Raw genomic sequence first — 20,600 nt, 5'->3', positions numbered from 1 at the left:
CGCTGACATCAGGCTAGTCAGCACACCACCGGGGCAGCGGCAGTCGGCGCGGCAGGATGCTCCCGCCGCCAGGGCAGGTCTACCGCACGCCGGCTCGACGGCGCAGGGTCGGCCGGGCCGGCGTCACGGTGGCCGTCAGCCGTTCCACGAGCGCCGCCACGGTCGGCGCCTGGAACACGTCCCGGATCGTCACCTCGACCGACAACGTCGACCGAATCCGGTTGACCAGTCGCACCGCCAGCAGCGAGTGCCCGCCGATGCGGAAGAAGTTGTCGTCGAGACCGACCGGACGCCCACCGAGCAACTCCGAGAAGATTTCCCGCAGCACCTCCTCGCGCGGATCCCGGGCGGTCTTCCCGGCACCGGTGTCCTCCGGGTCGGGCAGCGCACGATGATCGAGCCGACCGTCTCCGGTGAGCGGAACCGTCCTCAACACCACGACCCGCGCGGGCACCAGGTGCTCCGGCAGAAGCTGCGCGACATGCCGCCGCACCTGCGCGACATCGACCGACGACGTCGTCGGCACGACGTGCGCCACCAACTGCTCGCCACCATCGGCGTCTGCCCGGACGGACACCACCGCCCAGCGCACCGACGGATGGCTGATCAACGCCGCACTCACCCGCTCCGGGTCGACCGGCACCCCGTTGCAGGTCGGCGCGGCGACCGGTCCGTGCACCCGCAGGCCACCCTCGGCGGACCAACTCGCCGAGGTGCCGGTGGCGAACATCCGGCCACCACCCGCATCGGCGACGAAGCGGGCGGCGGTGGCACCGGGCCGGTCCGGGTAGCCGTCGGCGAGTCCGGGACCGCACAGGAACAACTCGCCCCGGACCCCGGCGGGCACCGGCCGCAGCCGATCGTCGAGGACGTGACAGCGCAGCCCGTCCTGCGCCACCGGCACATCCGGACCGACCGGCGGTGTGTCGACCACCCGGCCCAGCGCCCACCATCCGCCCTCGACGCCGCCGTACCCGTGCACCAGGCGCAGCGTGGGATGACGATCACGGGCCAGGGCCAGGTGGGCCGCCGCCGTACGACCGGTGACGAGGATCTGCCGTAGCCGGGTCAGCACCTGTGGGTGTTCCTCGACGAGCAGCGCGAACAGCTCCGCGGTGACCGTGAGGCTGGTGACGCCCTGCTCGGCGACCAGCCGCGCCAGCCGGGCGGCGGACGGCGGGGCCGGTGCCGGCAGCACGCCTGTCGCTCCGGTGCTCAACGCGGACCACAGCGGCATCATGAACTCGCCACCGGCCGGCGCGGCCCACCCCAGCCAGACCTGAGCGGCGTCGGTGTCGAGTCCGGCGCGCCGCGCCGCGCCGACCAGTGCCCGATGCGGATATCGCACCGCACGCGGCCCGTCCGCGTCATCGACCACCAGTACGACGGCCCCGTCGCCGGGGTCGCGTGGCCCGGGCGGTGGGGCGGCCGACCGCTCACGCCAACCATCCACGTCGGTCAGCACCGTACGGCCGACCCGCAGCCCGGCCAGCCGGGTCGCCTGGTCCGACGTGGTCACCACCGCGGCGAGCACGACCGTACGGATGTGGGCGGCCAGCCTGTCATCGCGTGCCGCCGGGTCGAGCGGCAGGTACGTCGCCCCGGCCCGCAGCGCGGCGAGAACGGCCACTGCCAACGTCGGACCCGCCTCCAGGAGCACACCGACGGTGTCCCCCCGACGTACGCCGCGCGCGGCCAGGTGCGCGGCGAGCCGGTCAGCGTCGGCGTCCAGTTCGGCGTACCGGATCCGGTCGGACCCGGACACCACCGCGACGGCCTGCGGGTTGTGGGCGGCGTGCCTCGCGACCAGGTCGGCGAGCCCGACCGACTCGGCCCGGCAGCCGTGTTCGGCCGCGGGGCCGTAGCGTCGGCGCTCGGCGGGGGTGAGGACGTCGAGGTCGTCGATCCGGGTGCCGGGGTCCGCCGTCACCGCACGTAGCAGCTGGACGAAGCGGTCGGCCAGCAGCTGCGCTGTGGCCGGGTCGAACAGGTCGGCGGCGTACTCCAGCGCACCCTTGAGGCCCTTGGGCGCACCCCCGTCGAACTCCTCCCGTACTCCCAGGGTGAGGTCGAACTTCGCGGTGCCGGTGTCGAACGGGACCTCGGTGCCGGCCAGCGCGCTCGGCCCGGCCGCGCCGTTCTGCACGCTGCCGGTGTTCTGCAGGACCAGGGTGACCTGGACCAGCGGGTGGTGTGCGGTGGACCGGTTCGGGTTGAGTTCTTCGACGAGGCGTTCGAAGGGGAGGTCCTGGTTGTCGTAGGCGGCGAGGTCGGTGTCGCGGACGCGGGTGAGCAGTTCGGTGAAGGTGGGGTTGCCGGTGAGGTTGGTGCGTAGGACGAGGGTGTTGACGAAGAAGCCGACGAGGTTGTCGAGGGCTTCGTCGGTGCGTCCGGCGACGACGGTGCCGATGGGGATGTCGGTGCCGGAACCCATCCGGGACAGCAGGGCGGCGAACGCGGCCTGCAACACCATGAACACTGTCGTACCGCTGTCGCGCGCCGTACGCAGCACCGCACGGTGCAGATCCGCGTCCATTCCGAACGGCACCACGTCACCGCGGTGGCTAGCCTGGGCCGGGCGGGGCCGGTCTGCGGGCAGGTCGAGGACCTGCGGTGCCCCGGCGAGCGTGGTGCGCCAGAAGCCGAGCTGCCGGGCCAGCGCGCTGTCCGGATTTCCGGCACCGCCGAGCAGATCACGCTGCCAGAGCGTGTAGTCGGCGTACTGCACGGGCAGCGGCTCCCAGCCCGGCGCCGTACCGGCCAGCCGCGCCTCGTAGGCCACGGCGAGATCCCGCAGCAGCGGCCCGGTCGACCAGCCGTCACCGGCGATGTGGTGCACCAGGACCACCAGCAGTTGAGCACCGTCGGACAGGCGCAGCAGCCACACCCGGAACGGGATCTGGGTGCCGAGGTCGAAGACGTGTCCGGTCACCGCGTCGATCACCCCGGGCAGGTCGGCGACCGGCACGTCCAGCACGGTCACCTCGGGCTGGGCCTGGTCCAGTACGACCTGGCACGGCTCACCGTCGATGACCGCGTACACGGTCCGCAGCACCTCGTGCCGGTCCGCCACGTCCCGGACCGCCTCGGTCAGCGCCGACGGTTGCAGCGGCCGGTGCAGGCGCAGCACCACCGGGATGTTGTACATCCGGCTGGCCCCGCCCATCTCGTCGAGGAACCACAGCCGACGTTGCGCGTACGACAGCGGCAGCAGGTCCGGCCGTGCCGCGGGGGCCAGTGGCGGGCGCGCCCCGGTGCCGGCCAGGGTCCCGATCCGGCGGTCCAGGCCGGCCACGGTGGGGTCCAGGAAGAAGTCCCGCAGCCCGACCTCCACGCCCAGCACCGCCCGGACCCGGTTGACCAGTTTGATGGCGAGCAGGGAGTGCCCGCCCCGGCGGAAGAAGCTGTCGTTGCGGCCGATGCGGTCGGTGCCCAGCGCGTCGGCGAACAGGCCGCAGAGGATCTCCTCCCGCAGGCTCACCGGCCCGTCGTCGGGCAGGTCCGGTCGGCGTACCCGGGTGGCGTCGGCCCGGGCGATCCGCTCGGCGAACCCGGCGGCGTCGGTGTCGGTGACGACCTTCAGGGCACCGACCGTGCTGGTCGGGGCGAGGGCCACGGCCCGCAGCAGCCGCAGGTAGACCGCGAGCATCGACTCCACGGTGGCCCGGTCGAACAGGTCCACCGGGTACTGGAACTCCACCTGCACACCTGCCGGTGTGCCGTCGGCCTCGCGCAGTTCGGTGCAGTAGACGGTCAGGTCGAACTTGGCCACCTCGAGGTCGACCGGGAGGGTTCGGGCGGGCAGCTCACCGAGGCGCAGGTCGGTCGGGGTGTGCGTACCGACGGTCAGCATCACCTGGAAGAACGGGTGCTGTCCCGGTGCCCGGACCGGGTTGAGCTGCTCCACCACCAGGTCGAACGGCACCTCCTCGTGGGCGTACACGGCCAGGTCCGCGTCGCGGACCCGGGCCAGCAGGTCGACGAAGGTCGGGTCGCCGCAGACGTCGGTGCGCAGCACCACCGTGTTGGCGAAGAAGCCGACGAGATCGTGCAGGGCCTCCTCGGAGCGGCCGGCGACCGGAGCGCCGATCGGTACGTCGGTGCCCGCCCCGATCCGGCTCAGGGCAGCGGCCAGGGCGGCCTGCATGGTCATGAAGGTGCTGGCCCGCTGGGACCGGGCGAGGTCGACCAGGCGGCGGTGGGTGTCGGCGTCGAGGTGGCCGGTGACGGTGCCGCCGCGCCCGGAGGTCCCCGTCGCGCGGGGCCGGTCGAACGGCAGGGGCAGCGCCGACGGGGAACCGGCCAGGTTCTCCCGCCACCAGGCCAGTGCGGTGGACAGCTCGCTGTCCGGGTCGTCCACCTGCCCGAGCAGTTCCCGCTGCCAGAGGGTGTAGTCGGCGTACTGCACCGGCAGCGGTTCCCAGCCCGGTGCCACACCGGCCAGCCGGGCCCGGTACGCGGTGGACAGGTCCCGCAGCAGCGGGCCGATCGACGCCCCGTCGGTGGCGATGTGGTGCAGCAGCAGCACCAGCACCGACTCGTCGGGCCCGCCGACGAACAGCCGGACCCGCAGCGGGCCCTGCTCGGCCAGGTCGAAGGTACCGACGCAGAAGCGCCGCACCTCGGCGTCGACCTCCTGCGGTGCGCATCGCTGGACCGGGACCGCGACGGTGGCCGTGGGCAGGACCCGCTGCACCGGTTCGCCGTCGGCCATCGCGAAGGCGGTACGCAGAACCTCGTGCCGGTCGACCACGTCGGTGAGCGCCGCCGCCAGCACCTCGGGGTCGGGCACCCCGGACAGGGCCAGCACCACCGGCGCGTTGTAGGTCGACGACGGGCCCTCCAACCGGTTCAGGAACCACAACCGGCGTTGCGCGTACGACATCGGGATCACGGGAACTCCTCCTGCTCGGCCACGACCCGACTACCGCCGCGCAGCCGTGGAACTCACGAAAGTCAATGTCCGGATAGGGGCCGGCGTGCGAGCCGTCCGAGCAGCGCCGGTACGGCTCGCACGCCGGTGGTACGTGCCGGTCAGGCCGAGGCCGACGGCTCCAGCCGGGCTTCGATGGCCCGGGCCAGGTCCCGCAGTCGCGGGTTCTCGTAGACGGCGCGGATGGGCAGACTCAGGCCGAGTTCCGCGCGGACCCGGGAGACCAGCTTGATCGCCAGCAGCGAGTGGCCGCCGAGCTTGAAGAAGTTGTCCTCGGCGCTGATCGACGGCTGCCGCAGCACCTCGGACCAGACCCGGGCGATGAGCTCCTCGACCGGGCCGGTCGGGGACACACCGGACGGCACCTGCGGTGCGGGGGTGAGGGTGGGGGCGGGCAGGGCCGCCCGGTCGAGCTTGCCGCTGTTGGTCCGCGGGAAGCGGTCGACGGCGACGAACGCGCCCGGCACCATGTACCCGGGCAGGCTGCGCGCCGTCCACTCGCGCAGCGCCGCCGCCTCCACCGGCGCGGACGGCCGGTAGTAGGCGACGAGCAGTTGCCCGTCCTCCTCGTGCACCAGCACGGCCGTCTCGGCCACCGCGGGGTGGGCGCCGACCACCGACTCGATCTCACCCAGTTCCATCCGGTGGCCGCGCACCTTCACCTGGCTGTCGACCCGGCCGAGGAACTCCAGCCGGCCGTCGGGCAGCTGTCGGCAGCGGTCCCCGGTGCGGTACATCCGGGTGCCGTCATCGGAGTCGAGGTCGGCGACGAACCGCTCGGCGGTCAGGCCGGGGCGGCGGCGGTAGCCGCGACCGACCCGCGACCCGGCCAGGTAGAGCTCCCCGACCTCGCCGGGGGTGACCGGGGCCAGGGCGTCGTCGAGCACCCGCAGCCGCAGACCGGGCAGGACGGTGCCGATGTGCGGGGCCCGGTCCGAGGTGATCCGGCCGACGGTGGCGTCGACCGTGCACTCGGTGGGGCCGTACGCGTTGACCGCGCGCAGGATCCCGGCGTCGACCAGTTCACCGAGCCGACCCCACAGCGTCGGGCTGATCGGTTCGCCGCCGACGATCAGGGTCAGCGGCCGGCCCTCGGCACCGCGCGGGGAGGCGGCCAGGTGCTCCAGCAGCAACTCCAGGTGCGACGGGGTGATGTCCAGGTCGGTGAGGGGATGCTGCTCGACGAGTGCGCCGAGCAGCGCCGGGTCGGTGCGGGTCTGCTCGTCGAGCACCACCACCGTGTCGCCCCGGCACAGGCGGATCCACTGCTGCACGGAGGCGTCGAAGGAGGGTGAGGCGTTCCAACCGACCGCGCCGGGACCGGGGCGTACGACCCCGGTGGACTCCAGTTCGGCCAGCAGCGACGCGAGCGCGCCCCGGCTGATCTCGACGCCCTTGGGCCGGCCGGTGGAGCCGGAGGTGTAGATGACGTACGCGAGGGTGGCCGGGCCGACCGGCACGGGCGCGTACCCGGCGCTCGGGCCGTCGTCCGGTGTGGTCAGTGCCGCCAGCGACACCTGCGGGGTCGACGCGGTGAGGGGTTCGGTGTCCCCGTCGACGATCAGCAGGTCGGCGCGGGCGTCGTCGACGAGGTAGCGGCGTCGGTCGACGGGCAGCTGCGGGTCGACCGGCAGGTACGCCGCGCCGGCGGTCATGGTGCCGAGCAGGGCCGCCACCAGGTCGACTCCCCGGGGCAGGCCGAGCGCGACGACGCTCTCCGGTCCGACGCCGCGGGCGGCGAGTCGACCGGCGACGAGGCCGACGCGTTCCCGCAGCTGGCCGAAGGTGAGTCTGGTATCGCCGTGAACGACGGCCACCCGGTCGGCCGGCACCCCGGCCAGCCGGTCGAGCAGGTCCGCCGCCGGCACCGCCGCGACGGTGGGTTCGGCCACCCGGTGGTTGATCACTGCACTGGTCATCGTCGGCTCACTTCCCGTCCGACACGGTGGTGGACGGGGGAGTCTGCGGGGCGCAGTCGGCCAGGGCGACCGGGTCGCCCATCGCCACCAGGATCTTGCGGGCGCCGGAGAAGGCCTCCCGCCCGTGCGCGTTGAGGATGTTGTCGACCATCAGCAGGTCGCCGACCTGCCAGGTCTCGCGGACGGTCACCTGCTCGTACACCGCGGCGATGCTCTCGACCTCCTCCCGGGTCAACGCCGAGCCGTCACCGACGTACGTGTCGAACGGCAGCCCGTCGTCGCCGTAGGTGTCCAGCAGCACGTCACGGACGTCCGCGTCGAGGGTCCATCGGTTCCAGAAGGCGTAGTGGTTGAACCAGGACTGCTCGCCGGTGACCGGGTGGGTGACGATCGCCGAGCGACGCTGCCGGGTGCGCAGCTCCTCCTCGTCGAGCCACTCGTAGCCGATCACGTTCTCGTCGCAGTAGGACTGCACGTCGGCCGGGTCGTCGCTGGCGAAACTGGTCTGCCAGGGCAGGCCGGCCAGCTCCGAGTAGTTGCGCACCAGCAGCCAGCCGTGCGTGGCGAAGCGTTCCCGCAGGTCGGCGGGCATCCGGCGCAGCGCCTCGCGCATGTCGCCGACGGTCGTCGCACCGCCCTCCTCGGGCGCGGTGACGCACCCGAACAGCAGGGTGCCGGGGAAGTCGAGGGTGTAGCTGTTCTCGTTGTGCAACCGGATCGGCTGGGCGGCGGGCAGGTCGGTGGAGGAGAAGACGCCCTGACCGAAGTCGGTACGCGGGGTGGCCTTCTCCCGGTAGCCGGTCTGCTGCGGCATCAGCACGTCGCGGACCCGGGCGAAGTCGGTGGTGTCCCCGACGGGCAGGCCGCGGATCATCAGGCTGCCGCTGCGCAGCAGTTCGGCGCGGATCGCCGCGCGTTGCGTGGTGAGCCATCCGACGGCGTCGTCGAGGTCGTCGAAGGACGGGGTGACGAGGACGGCCGGCTTGCCCGGTTCGTGCCGCACGTCGAGGTGGACTACGGGCGCTTGGGCGGTGAGGGACATCGAGATCCTCCTGAGCGAGGTGGAGTGGGTCAGGCGAATTCCGGCCGGACGGCGCAGCCGTCGAGGACACCGGTGACCAGGGTGAGAAAGGCTTCGAGCTGGTCGTTGAAGTAGAAGTGGCCGCCGGGCAGCACGTGCGTGGTGACCGGCCCGTCGGTGATCTCGGCCCAGCGGCCGAGGGCGTCGGCCGGCACCACCGGGTCGGTGCTGCCGCCGAAGACGACCACCGGGCAGGTGAGCGGTGCCGCCGGCGGGCTGTGGTAGGCGTCGTCGATGGCGAAGTCGGCCCGGATCGAGGGCAGCACCAGCTCCCGCAGCTCCGGCTCGTCGAGGATGCCGTTCTCCGTACCGCCCCGTTCCTTGATCGCGGCGACCAGCGCGTCGTCGTCGAGGTCCTCCGGATGCACCGGGCTCGGGTTGACCAGGAACGGTGCCCGGCAGGCGGAGACGACCAGGGCGCGGGGCGGGCGGCCGGCCTCGGTCAGGGCACGGGCCACCTCGTACGCGACGAGGGAACCCATGCTGTGTCCGAGTACGACCAGGTCGTCGGTGTCGGCGGGCAGGCTGGCCAGGACCGGGTCGACCAGGTCGGCCATCGTCTCGGGCAGCGGCTCGCTGAACCGGGCGCCCCGGCCGGGGTACTGCCCGACGAGCAGGCGTACCCCCTCGGGCAGCAGGTCCCGCCACGGTGCGTACGCGTGCGCGTTGCCACCGGAGTGCGGCAGCACCAGCAGCGACGTGTGGTGCGGGGCGTCTCCGGCGCCGCCGGGCAGCACCCAGACGACGTCGTCGGGGGCGGGCGACGGATGCCGGTCCGGCATCGCGCCGGCCGGGTCGAAGTGGGCATGGTCCACGATGCGCTCCATTCCTGGACGGCTTCACGGTCGGGTGGTGCAGGGAATCGGGGTGCGGTCAGGTGCTCTGCGGGCTGCTCGGCAACGCCGTGCCCGCTTCGGTGCGTCGACGCAGCGTGGGTCGGCTGCGGGCCGGTGCCGCCGTGGGCAGTTGCGCGGCGAGGGCGGCGATGGTGGGGGCCTGGAAGATGTCGCGGATGGTGAGTTGGGTGCCGAGGATCGCGCAGACGCGGGCGGCGAGTTTCGCGGCGAGCAGGCTGTGCCCGCCGAGGTCGAAGAAGTCGTCGTCGATGCTGACGGTCGGCACGCCGAGGATCTCCGCGTACACCCCGCAGAGGATCTCCTCGCGGGCGTCGCGGGCCGCCCGACCGGTCCCGGCGGTGAACTCCGGCTCCGGCAGGGCCCGTCGGTCGAGCTTGCCGTTGGCGGTCAGCGGCATCCGGTCCAGCGGGATCACGGCGGCGGGCACCATGTGCTCGGGCAACCGCTGCCGCAGCCACTGTCGTAGGCCGGCCGGGTCGGTGTCGCCGACGACGTAGGCGATCAGGCGCATCGTCCCGGTCGGGTCGGGGGCGGCGACCACGGCGGCCTGCGCCACCTGGTCGTGGCCGCGCAGCACCGACTCGATCTCGCCGGGCTCGACCCGGAAGCCCCGCACCTTCACCTGGCCGTCGAGGCGGCCGGCGAACTCCAGGTGCCCGTCGACCGTCCACCTGGCCAGGTCGCCGGTGCGGTAGAGCCGGTCACCGGGGTCGCCGAACGGGTCGGGGACGAACCGCTGCGCGGTCGTGCCGGACTGGTTGAGGTAGCCATGCGCGAGACCGATCCCGGCCAGGTACACCTCGCCGACGACGCCGACCGGTGCCGGTCGCAGCCCGTCGTCGAGGACGTACGCCCGCTTGTTCGCCACCGCCCGACCCACCGGCAGGCTGCCGGCGTCGGTGATGCCGGCGGGCACCGGGAACACGGTGCTGAAGCCCATCGACTCGGCCGGCCCGTAGGCGTTACCGACCCGCAGGTCCGGGCACCGTTGCAGGATCCTTGCCACGTGCGTCACCGACGACGTCTCGCCGCCGGTGAAGGCGTACCGGACCCCGTCGAACGCCTGCGGGTACTCGTCGACGAGCAGGTTGAACAGGCCCGAGGAGAGCTGGAGCATGGTGACGCGGTGGTCGCGGACCAGGGTGGCGATCAGGGCCGGTTCGGGGCGCTGCCCCGGTTGCAGCACACACGTCCCGCCGAACAGCAGCGCACCCCAGAACTCCAGCGAGAACGCGTCCCAGGACACCGGTGAGCACTGCAGGAACACCTCGTCCGGGCCGAAGTCGGCGTAGCTCTGGCCGACCAGGGTGCCGACCAGGGCGCGATGCGAGGTCAGGATGCCCTTCGGCACACCCGTGGAGCCGGAGGTGAACATCACGCAGGCCACGTCGTCCGGGCCGACGGGGGCACCGGGGTCGGTGGCCGGCTGCGTGGCGATCAGCGCGGCGTCGGTGTCCACCCGCACCACCGGCGCGTCGGTGGTGATCCGCTCGGCCAGCGCGGCGCTGCTGACCAGCGCGGCGGCGCCGGTCTCGGTGACGATGCGGTGCAGTCGCTCGTCGGGGAACTCCGGGTCCAGCACCGCGTACGCCGCACCGGTCTTCACCACGGCGACGACCGCGACCGCGAAGTCCGTGCCGCGTTCCAGCAGGACGCCGACGAGGTCGCCGCGACGCACCCCGGCCGTCGTCAGGTGCCGGGCCAACCGGTTCGCCGCGGCGTCCAGCTCGCCGTAGGTCAGGGCGGTCGTCTCGTGGCGCAGCGCCACCGCGTGCGGGTCGGCCGTCACCTGGGCGGCGAACCGGTGCGCCAGCGACTCGTCGGCCACGTCGACGGCGGTGGCGTTCCAGTCGTGCAGGACCGCCGATCGTTCCACCGGGTCGAGGGCGTCGACCTCGTCGACCGGGCGGGACGGGTCGGCCAGCACCTGCCGCAGGGTGCGGTCCAGGGCGGTGAGCAGCCGTTCGACGGTGGCCTCGTCGAAGATGGCCGTGCGGTAGACCAGGCCGCCGCCGATGCCGTCGGCGCCCTCGTCGCGCAGCAGGAACTCCAGGTCGAACTTTGCCGCGCCGGTGACGACGATGCTGCCGCGTTCGCAGTGCAGACCGGGCAGGTGCAGCTCGGCGTCGGTGGCGTCGTCGAAGCCCAGGCAGATCTGGAACAGCGGGTGCCGGGCCAGTGTGCGTACCGGGTTGAGGTCCTCCAGCAGCAGGTCGAACGGAAGTTCCTGGTGGGCGAAGGCGTCCAGGTCGGCACCGCGTACCCGCACCAGCAGGTCGGCGAAGGAGGGGTTGCCGGAGGTGTCGGTGCGCAACACGACCGTATTGACGAAGAAGCCGACAAGTGGGGCCAACGCCTCGTCGGAGCGGCCGGCGACCGGGGTGCCGATGGCGATGTCGGTGCCGGCACCGAACCGGCGCAGGGTCAGGGCCAGGGCGGCCTGCAGCACCATGAAGGCGGTGCAGCGTTGTTCCCGCGCCACCTCGCGGACCCGGCGCGCCACCTCGGGGTCGATCCGTACCGCCACGGCGTCGCCGCGGTGGTCGGCCACTGCCGGTCGGGGCCGGTCCAGCGGCAGCCCGGTCTCCTCGGGCAGCCCGGCGAGCGCCTGCCGCCAGTGGCGCAGATCGGTGTGGTGGGTGCTGTCCGGGTCGTCGCGGTCGCCGAGCACGGCCCGTTGCCAGAGCGCGTAGTCGGCGTACTGCACCGGCAGCGGCATCCAGTCGGGGGCCCGCCCGGCACGCCGGGCGGCGTACGCGGTGGCCAGGTCACCCAGGAGCGGGCGCAGCGACTGTCCGTCGGTGGCGATGTGGTGCAGCAGGATCAGCAGCTCGTACTCCTCGTCGCCGAGCGCGAAGAGGGTGACCCGCAGCGGCGCCTCGATGGCCAGGTCGAAGACGTGCCGGGCGGCGGCGACGAGCTGCTGGTCGAGGTCGTCGGCGGTCGCCTCGTGCCGGGTCACGGTGACCGACGCGGGTGCCAGGATCTGCTGGTACGGCTGGCCGTCGACCGACGTGATGACCGTCCGCAGCACCTGGTGCCGGTCGACCAGGTCGCCGAGCGCCGCGGTGAGGGCGTCGACGTCGAGCGCCCCGCGCAGGCGGAACGTCATCGGCACGTTGTAGGTGGTGCCCGGTCCCTCGATCGAGTCCATCAGCCAGAGGCGACGTTGCGCGTACGACAGCGGCAGCTGATCGCCGTGCGTCGCGGCGACGAGAGCGGGTCGGGTCCGGGCCGTACCGGTGGCGGGCAGGTCGGCGGTGAGGGCGGCGACGGTGGGGGACTGGAAGATGTCGCGGATGCTCAACTCGACGCCGAGCACGGCGCGTGCCCGCGCGGCGAGCCGGGCGGCGAGCAGCGAGTGCCCGCCCAGGTCGAAGAAGCTGTCGTCCACCCCGACCTCGGTGATCCCGAGGACCTCCGCGTAGAGGCCGCACAGGATCTCCTCGCGGGCGTCGCGGGGGGCCCGACGGGTCGCCGCGGTGGCACCGAACTCCGGCTCCGGCAGGGCCCGCCGGTCGACCTTGCCGTTGGCGGTCAACGAGATCCGGTCCAGCAGCACCACGGCACTGGGCACCATGTGCTCCGGCAGCCGCTGGCGCAGCCACCCGGTCAGGGCGGCCCCGTCGGTGCCGGTGGCCTTCGGCACCACGTACGCGACCAGGCGCAGGGTGCCGTTGCCGTCCGGCGAGGCCAGCACCACGGCCTGCGCGACGTCGGCGTGACCCAGCAGGGCCGCCTCGACCTCGCCGGGTTCCACCCGGAAGCCGCGTACCTTCACCTGGCCGTCGATCCGGCCGACGAACTCCAACTGTCCGTCGGACGACCAGCGGGCCAGGTCGCCGGTGCGGTACAGCCGTTGCCCGTCGCCTCCGAAGGGGTCCGCCACGAACCGCTGCGCGGTCAGCGCCGCCTGGTTGAGGTAGCCGTCGGCCAGCCCCACCCCGGCCAGGTAGATCTCGCCCGCGACACCCACCGGCGCCGGCCGCAGGTGGCGGTCCAGCACGTACGCCCGCTTGTTGGCCACCGCCCGGCCCACCGGGACACCGACGCCGGTGAAACCGGTCGGCACGTCGAAGGTGGTGGTGAAACCCATCGACTCCGCCGGCCCGTAGGCGTTGGCCACCCGCAGGTGCGGATGGCGGGCCGCCACCCGTTGCACATGCGGGCCGGAGGAGGGCTCACCGCCGGTGAAGGCCACCCGGACCCCGGCGAAGACCTCGGGGTACTCGTCGACCAGCACGTTGAACAGTCCGGAGGACAGCTGGAGCATGGACACCCCGTGCTGCGGCACCAGCGCGGCGATCACGGCAGGGTCGGGACGCTGCCCGGGATGCAGCACGCACACGCCGCCGAACAGCAGCGCGCCCCAGAACTCCAACGAGAACGCGTCCCACGACACCGGTGAGCACTGCAGGAACACCTCGTCCGGGCCGAAGGTGGCGTACTGCTGACCCTGCACCGTGCCCACCAGGGCGCGGTGCGGCGCCAGCACCCCCTTCGGTGTCCCGGTCGACCCGGAGGTGAACATCACGCACGCCACGTCACCCGGGTCGACGTGCGGCTGCGGATCGAGGGTGCCGCCGGCGGCGATGGTCGCGGCATCGGTGTCCACCCGTACCGTCGGGCAGACCGCGTCGACCCGGGAGGCCAGCGCCTCGCGGGTCACCAACGCCGAGGCGTCGGTCTCCCGCAGGACGACTGCCAACCGTTCGTCGGGAAAATCAGGATCCAGGATCGAGTACGCCGCCCCGGTACGGGTCACCGCGATCACCGCGACCGCGAAGTCGACGTCACGCTCCAGCAGCACCCCGACCACGTCACCCCGGCGGACCCCGATCGAGAGCAGGTGCGCGGCCAGCCGCCCGGACCGCTGCGCCAGTTCCCCGTAGGAGAGCACCACCTCGCCGTGGACCAGCGCCGGTTCCTGCGGGCGCGCCGCCGCCTGGGCAGTGAACAGGTCCGCCAACGAGCGGTCCGCCACCGGCACCGCTGTGGTGTTCCACTCCCGCAGCACCAGCTCGCGATCGACCGCGTCCAGGGCCTCGATCTCGGCCACCGTGCCGCCGGGGCGCGCGGTCATGTTCGCCAGGATCCGGTGGAAGGTGCGCTGGTACGCGTCGAGGTCCAGCGTCCGGGTGTACGCGCTGTCGGTGCTGACGTCGATGCGCAGACCGCCCTCGGGGTGGTGGGTGACGGTCAACCCCACGTCCTCGATGGTGCCGCCGGTGGACAGCAGGTGGTACAGGGCGGGCAGACCCGCGAAGTCGTCATGGTCGTCCCCGGCCACAAAGTTGATCACCGGCCCGAACTGGCGTCCCTGGTCAGCGGGCCAACCCAGGTCGTGTCGCAGGTCATCGCCGCCGTACCGCTGGTGCCACTGGGCACGCAGGGCCAGCGCAGCGACGTGCGCCGCCAGTTCCTCCGCGGTCTGCGCCGGGTCGACCCGGCAGTAGAGCGGGAGGATGTTCGCCATCATCCCGGGTGTGGCGGTCGACCGGGGGTCGAGCCGTCCCGGTAGCGGCAGCCCGAGCAGGACGTCGTCGTCGCCGGTCCACATCCGCCGGTGCAGCACCGTGGCGGTGATCAGTGCCTGCTGCCAGGTGGTGCCGGCCCGCTGGGCGAACCGGCGGAGACTGTCGAATCCCGGCCCGTCCAACCGGGTCATCTGCCGGGTGACCCGGTTGGCGGGTCTACCTGCCGGTGCGGGCGGGGCATACACCACGTCGGCCATCAGCTTGCGCCAGTAGGTGGCATCCCGCTGCTGTGCCCGGGAGCCGGCGTACCGGTCCTGACCGTCGAGCATCGCGGTGAACGAGCCGAGCGGCGCCCCGGCCCCACCACGATCGGTAACCAGAGCGGTGTACAGCTCGGCGGCCCGCCGACGGATGACCGTCGCGCTGTAGCCGTCCTGGATGAGGTGGTGTGCCCGCAGATACCAGAGGTGGTGCTCCGGGCCGAGCCGGTAGATCTCGTGCTGGAACAGGCGGTCGTGCTCCAGGTCGAGGGGCCGGTTCAGGTCGTCGTGCATGTGCCGCAGCGCCACCGCCCGGGGATCGGCCTCGGCGCTGAGGTCCACCAGGCGGGGGGTGAAGTCCGGTGCCGGCCCGAGCTGCTGCGTCGGCGTGCCGTCCACCTCGGTGAAGCGCAGCCGCACCGTCTCGTCCTCGCGGACCAGCGCGCACACTGCGGCGATCAGCGCGTCCGGGTCGAGCGGCCCCTGGATCTCCAGGTAACCGCCCATGTTGTGGACCGGATTACCCGGATCGATCCGTTGGGCGTACCAGACGCCCAGCTGTGCCGCGTTCAGCGGCCGCGAGCCGGCGGACGGATCGGACATGGTGAAACCCCCATCTGGACACGGGATGCGGAACGGACGGACGACGGCCGGCGACCGTCCACCGCGACCGCCCCGATGCGATGCGGAGGCGGTCGGGGTCACCGACGCGATTGCGGCCTGCGGTGGACGGTGCCGGGGAACCCGGTCACGGCGTCTTCTGCTCCACGAGATCGAGGATGTCCTGGACGCTCTGCACGGTGGCGAGTTCGTTGTCGCTGAACTCGACGTCGAACACCTTCTCGATCTTGACGAGGATGTCGACGAAGGTCAGGGAGTCGATGCCGAGGTCCTGACTGATCCGCAGGTTCGGGCCGATGGCGACCTCGACGTCCGGCACCTGCTCCAGGACGATCTCGCTGACCTTCTCCAGGGTGTTGGGCATGTTCTCTTCCTTTCTTCGGGGCCACTCGGTGAAGTGCCTGTTCGATTGCGGGTGGTACGGCCGCCGTTGGCGCGACGGCCCCGGACGGCTGCGCTCAGCGGACCGTCTGCGTCGGGGCCAGGGTCAACTCCGGCCAGGTGAGGCCGGCCGCAGCCCAGGTGGCCCCGCCGCCGAACGCCGCGAGCAGCACCTTGTCGCCGGCCGTCAGCGCGCCGGACTCCACGGCGTCGACCATGGCCAGCGGGATGGAGGCGGCGGAGGTGTTCGCGACCCGGTCCACGTTGATCACCGCTCGCTCGGGTGCGATCCCGATCTCCTCTGCGGTGGCGGTCAGGATGCGCCGGTTGGCCTGGTGGGCGATCAGCCAGTCGACGTCGTCGGGGGTCCAGCCCAAGCGCTCCAGCACGGAACGGGAGACGGTGCTCATCCGGTTGATCGCGTGCTTGTAAACGGCCCGGCCGGACATGGTGAAGTAGCTGCTGTCGATGTCGACGGGCACCCCGGCGGCGCGTTGCCGCGAGCCACCGCCCGGCGTCTTCATGATGTCGAGCAGGTCACCGTCGCTGCCGAGCTGCTGCACGGAGACGGCGCCGGTCTCGCCACGGTGGCCGGCGCGGACGACCACGGCGCCACCACCGTCACCGAAGATCGGCCCGGTGACCTCGTCGTCGTGGTTGAGGATCGACGAGATCGCGTCGGCACCGATGACCAGACCCGTGCGGTACGCCCCGGTGGCGAGCATCCCGGTGCTGACCGACAGCGCGTAGACGAACCCGGAACAGGCGGCGTTGAGGTCGAAGGCGGCGATCCCCTTGAACCCCAACCGGGAGGCGACCGACGGTGCGGTTGACGGGAACAGGTGGTCCGGCGTACAGGTCGCCAGGATCAGGAAGTCGATGTCCGGGTTGCCGCAGGAGTCGAGGGCCCGTCGGGCCGCCTCCACAGCGAGGTCTGAGGTGGCGCCCTCCGGATTCAGGACGAACCGTTGCTCGATTCCCGTGCGGTCGCGGATCCAGTCCGTGGTGACACCGAGTCTTGCGGCTATCTCCTCGTTCTTGACCACCTGATCCGGCACGTACGCACCGAGCCCGGCGATGACGGCCGTCCTGGTGGTGCTCTCGTTTTCGACATGCGCCGACAAGGTCACCCCTCCTCTACTGTCGTCCGGTGAGCCAGCCGGCTCCCGGCGGCCACGCCCTGCTGGGTCGTGTTGCCAGTGAACCCGCGGTCGGTGCCCCCGAGCGGCAGTTGTCCCGGCACCCTCGCAGCAGCTACGTCATGCGTCCCCACCCGACCGCGGCGTCCACGTCGGCGTCCCCCGATGGCTGCCCGCCGTGCCGGCGGTCGGTGAAAGGGGTGATAGCGCCGGGATAGTTGCGGGGATAAGGCCAAGATTCCGGCCGTTGTTAGCTTCATTTCAACGCCACAGGGAAACACCGAAAAAGGAGCCGACAATGGGCCGCACCGCCAAGATCTTCGCTCTCGCCGCTACGACCGCAGCCCTCGTCCTCTTCGGTGCCTCGGTGGCACAGGCCGACACCACGGCCCCGGCCACCGCCACGGTGGTCCCCTCGTCCCCGTCCCCGTCGCCCACCGCCACCACCGCCGGCAACAACCCCTGGGACTGATCCCGGTAGCAGTGCCCCCTCACCGATCCGTCTCCCCTACACAGTCGAGGAGTAAAGAAATGACGAGCTCGCTGAGCCTCCGCCCCATTACCGGCTGGTCCGGAAACAAGGACTACTTCACTTTCCGGGAATACGACAAGTTCGACCCGGAAGCGGTAATTGACGTTCTTGACGGCAAAGTCGCCGGTGTGATGTTCCGCGGCATGGTCGCGCCGGAGGTCGCCGCCAACATCTCCCAGCGCTTCTGGGACAGCCCGCACCGCAAGGTCCGCGGCGTCGAGGCGCCCGGCTACTACATCGGCGCGTACACCTGGAACAAGCCCACCAAGCAGTACCTGGACGAGGCCGAGGAGGCCAACCCGATCCTGCGCGACCTGCTGGACGTGCCGAACGACCCGATGAAGGAGTTCTACGCCGGGCTCGGCAGTTCCCTGGCCAAGCGCGGCGCCGTCGTCCGGCCCGCCGAGCACGAGGGCCGCAGCGCGGCGATCGCCCTGTTCCGCTCGTGGCACGGCCGGGGCGCCTTCGCCCTGGAGCCGCACGACGACGACTCGCAGTGCTCCGACCCGCAGATGGCCGACTTCGAGCGCAACAAGGTGTTCGGCAACCCGATCGCCGCGCTGAACATCTGCCTGGAGAACGAGGGCGGCGGCGGCCGGCTCGTGTACTGGAACATCCAGCCGGACCTGGAGAGCAAGCGCCGGCTCGGCGTGGAGTACACCGGCTCGCCGTACCCGCACGAGTGCCTGGTCGACGTCGAGTCCAAGTGGATCGACGTGCACGCCGGTGACGTGTACATCTTCAACGGCGCACACGTGCACGCGGTCGAGCCGAACACCACCGAGCGGCAGACCCGCACCACGCTCGCCGCGATGATGGCGTACGCCGACCCGCAGAACGTCGTCACCTGGAGCTGAGCCGACCCCTGCTCCGTCCGTACGAAATGGCCGTCCGTGAGGTGAGGAAGATGTCAGCTGTCCACGACCCCAGAACCGGTGACGTGGTCGGTCACCTCACCCTCCTCACCTCCGACGGCGTACCCGAGATCGCGAACCGAGCGTCAGTGGCGTTGCCCGGGTGGTCCGCCGTTGCGGTGACCACCCGGTGCACCATCCTGAAGGAACTGGCCCGGCTGATCGCGCAGCGCCCCGCCGACCTGGGGGCGCGGTTCGCCCTGGAGACCGGCAAGACCGTCGCCCAGGCCGAAGCCGAACTGGACCGCGCCGCGGAGACCTTCGCCTGGACCGCCGAGGCGGCCGGCCAGGCGAGCGCCGGGCGGACGATCGCAGCCGGCGACGGGCTGCACCGGCAGGTCCTCGTCGACCCGGTCGGCCCCGTCCTCGCCATCGTGGCGAGCAACTTCCCCGCCGTCGTGCTCGCCCGCAAACTGGGGCCGGCGCTCGCGATGGGATGCACCGTCGTGGTCAAGGCACCGGAGACGACCCCGTCGGTGGTACGGGAGATCGCCGACCTGGCCATTAAGGCCGGGCTGCCGACCGACGTGTTGCAGGTGGTTCACACCGACGCGGTCGGCTCGGCGGCGCTGGTGGCCCGACCCGAGTTCCGGCTGATCACCTTCACCGGCTCGCACCGCACCGGGCAACTGGTCGCCGCCGGTGCGGTCGGTCACCTGGCCGAGTGCGTCCTGGAGTTGGGTGGCCACGCCCCCGCCATCCTCCTCGACGACGCCGACCTGGCCACCGCCGTACCGGCCCTGGTCGCGTCGAAGTTCAGCTCGGCCGGGCAGAGCTGCGCGGCGCCGAGCCGATTCCTCGTCCACGAGCGGATCCACGCGGAGTTCGTCGACCGGTTCAGCGCGGCGGTACCCGGCCTGGACCACGAACCCGGCGGCACCATGGGACCCCTGCACACCGAGGCCCGGCGGGACGAGGTGCACGCGCTGGTCCTCGACGCGGTGGACCGGGGCGCCACCGTGATCACCGGTGGTCGGCGTCCCGGCGGACCGGGCTGGTACTACCCGGCCACCGTCCTGACCGACGTGCCGGCGCAGGCGCGGGTCCTGCACGAGGAACCCTTCGGCCCGATCGCACCGGTCCTGCGCTTCACCGACGAGGACCAGGCGGTGACGACGGCCAACGCGACACCGTTCGGCCTGGGCGCATTCGTCTTCGGTGGCCAGGCGCGGGCGACCGCCCTGGCGCAACGACTTGACGCGGGCCGGGTGTCGATCAACTGCGCCACCGGCGCCGACCCGATGTCACCGCTGTCCGGTCGCGGACTGAGCGGGTACGGCTACGAAGGCGGACTGGAAGGCCTGGCAGCGTTCGGTCGACTCAAGGTGCTCCAGCGTCCGGTGTGACCCGCCGCCTGCCCGTCGGCTATCCGGCGCGGCGGGCGAGCACCTCGCGGGCGGCCTTGCGGGCGTCGAGCAGCGCCATCAGCACCGGCGGGTCGAGCAGGGTCATCGGGCGCAGCCCCAACTCGGCGTGGACCGCGCGGCCGCGTACCCGCAGCGGGCCGTAGACCCCCACCGCCAGCCCGTCGGCGCCGGTGTACGCGTGACTCGCCGCCTCGTCGAGGTCTCTGGTGCTGACGAAATGGGCGAGAAGATACCAGTCACCGTCGGGCACGTCGGTGAGCGCGAACCGGCCAGGGCGGTCGAGGACGGTGCAGCGCACCGGCCAGCCGGCGGGCATCCGGTCGGCGAAGAGACCGACGAAGATCAGACCGGGCGGTGACCCCGGAGAGCGGATCTCGCCGTGCACCTGCCCACGTCCGCCGCGTGCCGCGGTGGTGCCGATGACCGGCGTGAAGCCCTGCTGACGGCGGAAGATGGTGGGGGACAGGCCGACGTGCTGCGTGAAGCGGGTGCTGAAGGTGCCGACGCTGTTGTAGCCGACCTGGAGGCTGATGTCGGAGACGTAGAGCGAGGTGTCCAGCAGCAGTCGCTTGGCGTGCTGCAGGCGCAGGGCGGACAGGAAACGACCCGGCGAGACGCCCGTGGCGCGGTGAAACATCCGCGCAAAATGGAACTTGCTGAACATCGCGGCCCGGGCCATGTCGTCAATGGTGACGGGGTCGGCGAGATTGTCGTACATGACGGCGATGGCTCGCTCGACACCCTTTTCCGCGGGGTTCTCGGTGACGTATCGGTAAAGTGACCGGCTCGGGATGTTCACTGCGCGTGAGCTCCTCACTGTAGCGATCACTTAATGATGTGTTTACAGATCATTAGGCCGCCCGATGCTACCGGTCGCCCCTACCCGGGTCAATGTCCACACCGGCGTCACGCTCGGCGTGGTGGGCCGGCCGGTGTCCTGTTCGGTGCGGGCCGTGGCCGTTGCCGCCGCCCATCCTGCCAGGGTCGAACGCGCGGAGAGCACGAATCAAGGAGACTTCGGGCGTCCCCACCGGCAGGATGCTGATAGCACAGCATCGATTGCCAGGAATGTCGTTGCGTGCCGGGCCGAGTCTTCCCTGACGCGCGATTTACGGCGGA

At 71.9% G+C, this 20,600-nt stretch carries 11 protein-coding genes; 3 read left to right on the top strand and 8 right to left on the bottom strand.

The features are described from left to right. Positions 1 to 79: 79 nt before the first annotated feature. The 7 genes from JMF97_RS19620 to JMF97_RS19590 form a co-directional block, all read right to left on the bottom strand. Positions 80 to 4,885: a condensation domain-containing protein gene (locus tag JMF97_RS19620; RefSeq protein ID WP_238359734.1), complete on the bottom strand. Its 4,806-nt coding sequence runs from the start codon at positions 4,883 to 4,885 to the stop codon at positions 80 to 82. 149 nt (positions 4,886 to 5,034) lie between these two features. Further along, positions 5,035 to 6,852 carry a non-ribosomal peptide synthetase gene (locus JMF97_RS19615; protein ID WP_203222847.1) on the bottom strand — a complete coding sequence of 606 codons (1,818 nt, stop codon included), beginning with the start codon at positions 6,850 to 6,852 and terminating at the stop codon, positions 5,035 to 5,037. Between the two features lie 7 nt (positions 6,853 to 6,859). After that, the gene (locus JMF97_RS19610) at positions 6,860 to 7,894 is read right to left on the bottom strand and encodes a TauD/TfdA family dioxygenase (protein WP_203222846.1); all 1,035 of its coding nucleotides are present in this window, start codon (positions 7,892 to 7,894) and stop codon (positions 6,860 to 6,862) included. A gap of 29 nt (positions 7,895 to 7,923) precedes the next feature. Continuing rightward, the gene (locus JMF97_RS19605; RefSeq protein ID WP_307816994.1) at positions 7,924 to 8,748 is read right to left on the bottom strand and encodes a thioesterase II family protein; all 825 of its coding nucleotides are present in this window, start codon (positions 8,746 to 8,748) and stop codon (positions 7,924 to 7,926) included. A 58-nt stretch (positions 8,749 to 8,806) separates the two neighbouring features. Next, the gene (locus JMF97_RS19600) at positions 8,807 to 15,130 is read right to left on the bottom strand and encodes a non-ribosomal peptide synthetase (protein ID WP_203222844.1); all 6,324 of its coding nucleotides are present in this window, start codon (positions 15,128 to 15,130) and stop codon (positions 8,807 to 8,809) included. A gap of 145 nt (positions 15,131 to 15,275) precedes the next feature. Beyond that, complete coding sequence (locus tag JMF97_RS19595) at positions 15,276 to 15,512, bottom strand: acyl carrier protein (RefSeq protein WP_203222843.1); 237 nt, start codon at positions 15,510 to 15,512, stop codon at positions 15,276 to 15,278. Between the two features lie 94 nt (positions 15,513 to 15,606). Next, positions 15,607 to 16,659, bottom strand: coding sequence for a beta-ketoacyl-ACP synthase III (locus JMF97_RS19590; RefSeq protein WP_203222842.1), 1,053 nt, complete (start codon positions 16,657 to 16,659; stop codon positions 15,607 to 15,609). A 307-nt stretch (positions 16,660 to 16,966) separates the two neighbouring features. Between JMF97_RS19590 and JMF97_RS19585 the strand changes: the two genes are divergently transcribed. Genes JMF97_RS19585 through JMF97_RS19575 form a run of 3 tightly spaced genes read left to right on the top strand, consistent with a single transcriptional unit; the run spans position 16,967 to position 19,460 of the window. Then, on the top strand, positions 16,967 to 17,140 hold the full coding sequence (locus tag JMF97_RS19585) for a hypothetical protein (RefSeq protein ID WP_203222841.1): 174 nt from the start codon (positions 16,967 to 16,969) through the stop codon (positions 17,138 to 17,140). A gap of 59 nt (positions 17,141 to 17,199) precedes the next feature. Beyond that, entirely contained in the window at positions 17,200 to 18,057 is an 858-nt protein-coding gene (locus JMF97_RS19580; protein WP_203222840.1) for a 2OG-Fe(II)-dependent halogenase WelO5 family protein, read from the top strand. 50 nt (positions 18,058 to 18,107) lie between these two features. Continuing rightward, on the top strand, positions 18,108 to 19,460 hold the full coding sequence (locus tag JMF97_RS19575) for an aldehyde dehydrogenase family protein (protein ID WP_203222839.1): 1,353 nt from the start codon (positions 18,108 to 18,110) through the stop codon (positions 19,458 to 19,460). A 19-nt stretch (positions 19,461 to 19,479) separates the two neighbouring features. Here JMF97_RS19575 and JMF97_RS19570 read toward each other — a convergent pair whose 3' ends face one another. Next, positions 19,480 to 20,199 carry a helix-turn-helix domain-containing protein gene (locus JMF97_RS19570; protein ID WP_238359732.1) on the bottom strand — a complete coding sequence of 240 codons (720 nt, stop codon included), beginning with the start codon at positions 20,197 to 20,199 and terminating at the stop codon, positions 19,480 to 19,482. Positions 20,200 to 20,600 lie beyond the last annotated feature (401 nt).

The organism is Micromonospora fiedleri (assembly GCF_016774385.1).
GTDB lineage: Bacteria > Actinomycetota > Actinomycetes > Mycobacteriales > Micromonosporaceae > Micromonospora > Micromonospora gifhornensis.
The sequence above is the reverse complement of the archived record's forward strand: the minus strand, read 5'-3'. Positions and strand labels throughout refer to the sequence as shown.

Coding starts and splice junctions, on each gene's coding strand:
- JMF97_RS19620 (WP_238359734.1), bottom strand. CDS start 4,885: ATGTCGTACGCGCAACGCCGGTTGTGGTTCCTGAACCGGTTGGAGGGC.
- JMF97_RS19615 (WP_203222847.1), bottom strand. CDS start 6,852: ATGACCAGTGCAGTGATCAACCACCGGGTGGCCGAACCCACCGTCGCG.
- JMF97_RS19610 (WP_203222846.1), bottom strand. CDS start 7,894: ATGTCCCTCACCGCCCAAGCGCCCGTAGTCCACCTCGACGTGCGGCAC.
- JMF97_RS19600 (WP_203222844.1), bottom strand. CDS start 15,130: ATGTCCGATCCGTCCGCCGGCTCGCGGCCGCTGAACGCGGCACAGCTG.
- JMF97_RS19595 (WP_203222843.1), bottom strand. CDS start 15,512: ATGCCCAACACCCTGGAGAAGGTCAGCGAGATCGTCCTGGAGCAGGTG.
- JMF97_RS19585 (WP_203222841.1), top strand. CDS start 16,967: ATGGGCCGCACCGCCAAGATCTTCGCTCTCGCCGCTACGACCGCAGCC.
- JMF97_RS19580 (WP_203222840.1), top strand. CDS start 17,200: ATGACGAGCTCGCTGAGCCTCCGCCCCATTACCGGCTGGTCCGGAAAC.
- JMF97_RS19575 (WP_203222839.1), top strand. CDS start 18,108: ATGTCAGCTGTCCACGACCCCAGAACCGGTGACGTGGTCGGTCACCTC.
- JMF97_RS19570 (WP_238359732.1), bottom strand. CDS start 20,199: ATGTACGACAATCTCGCCGACCCCGTCACCATTGACGACATGGCCCGG.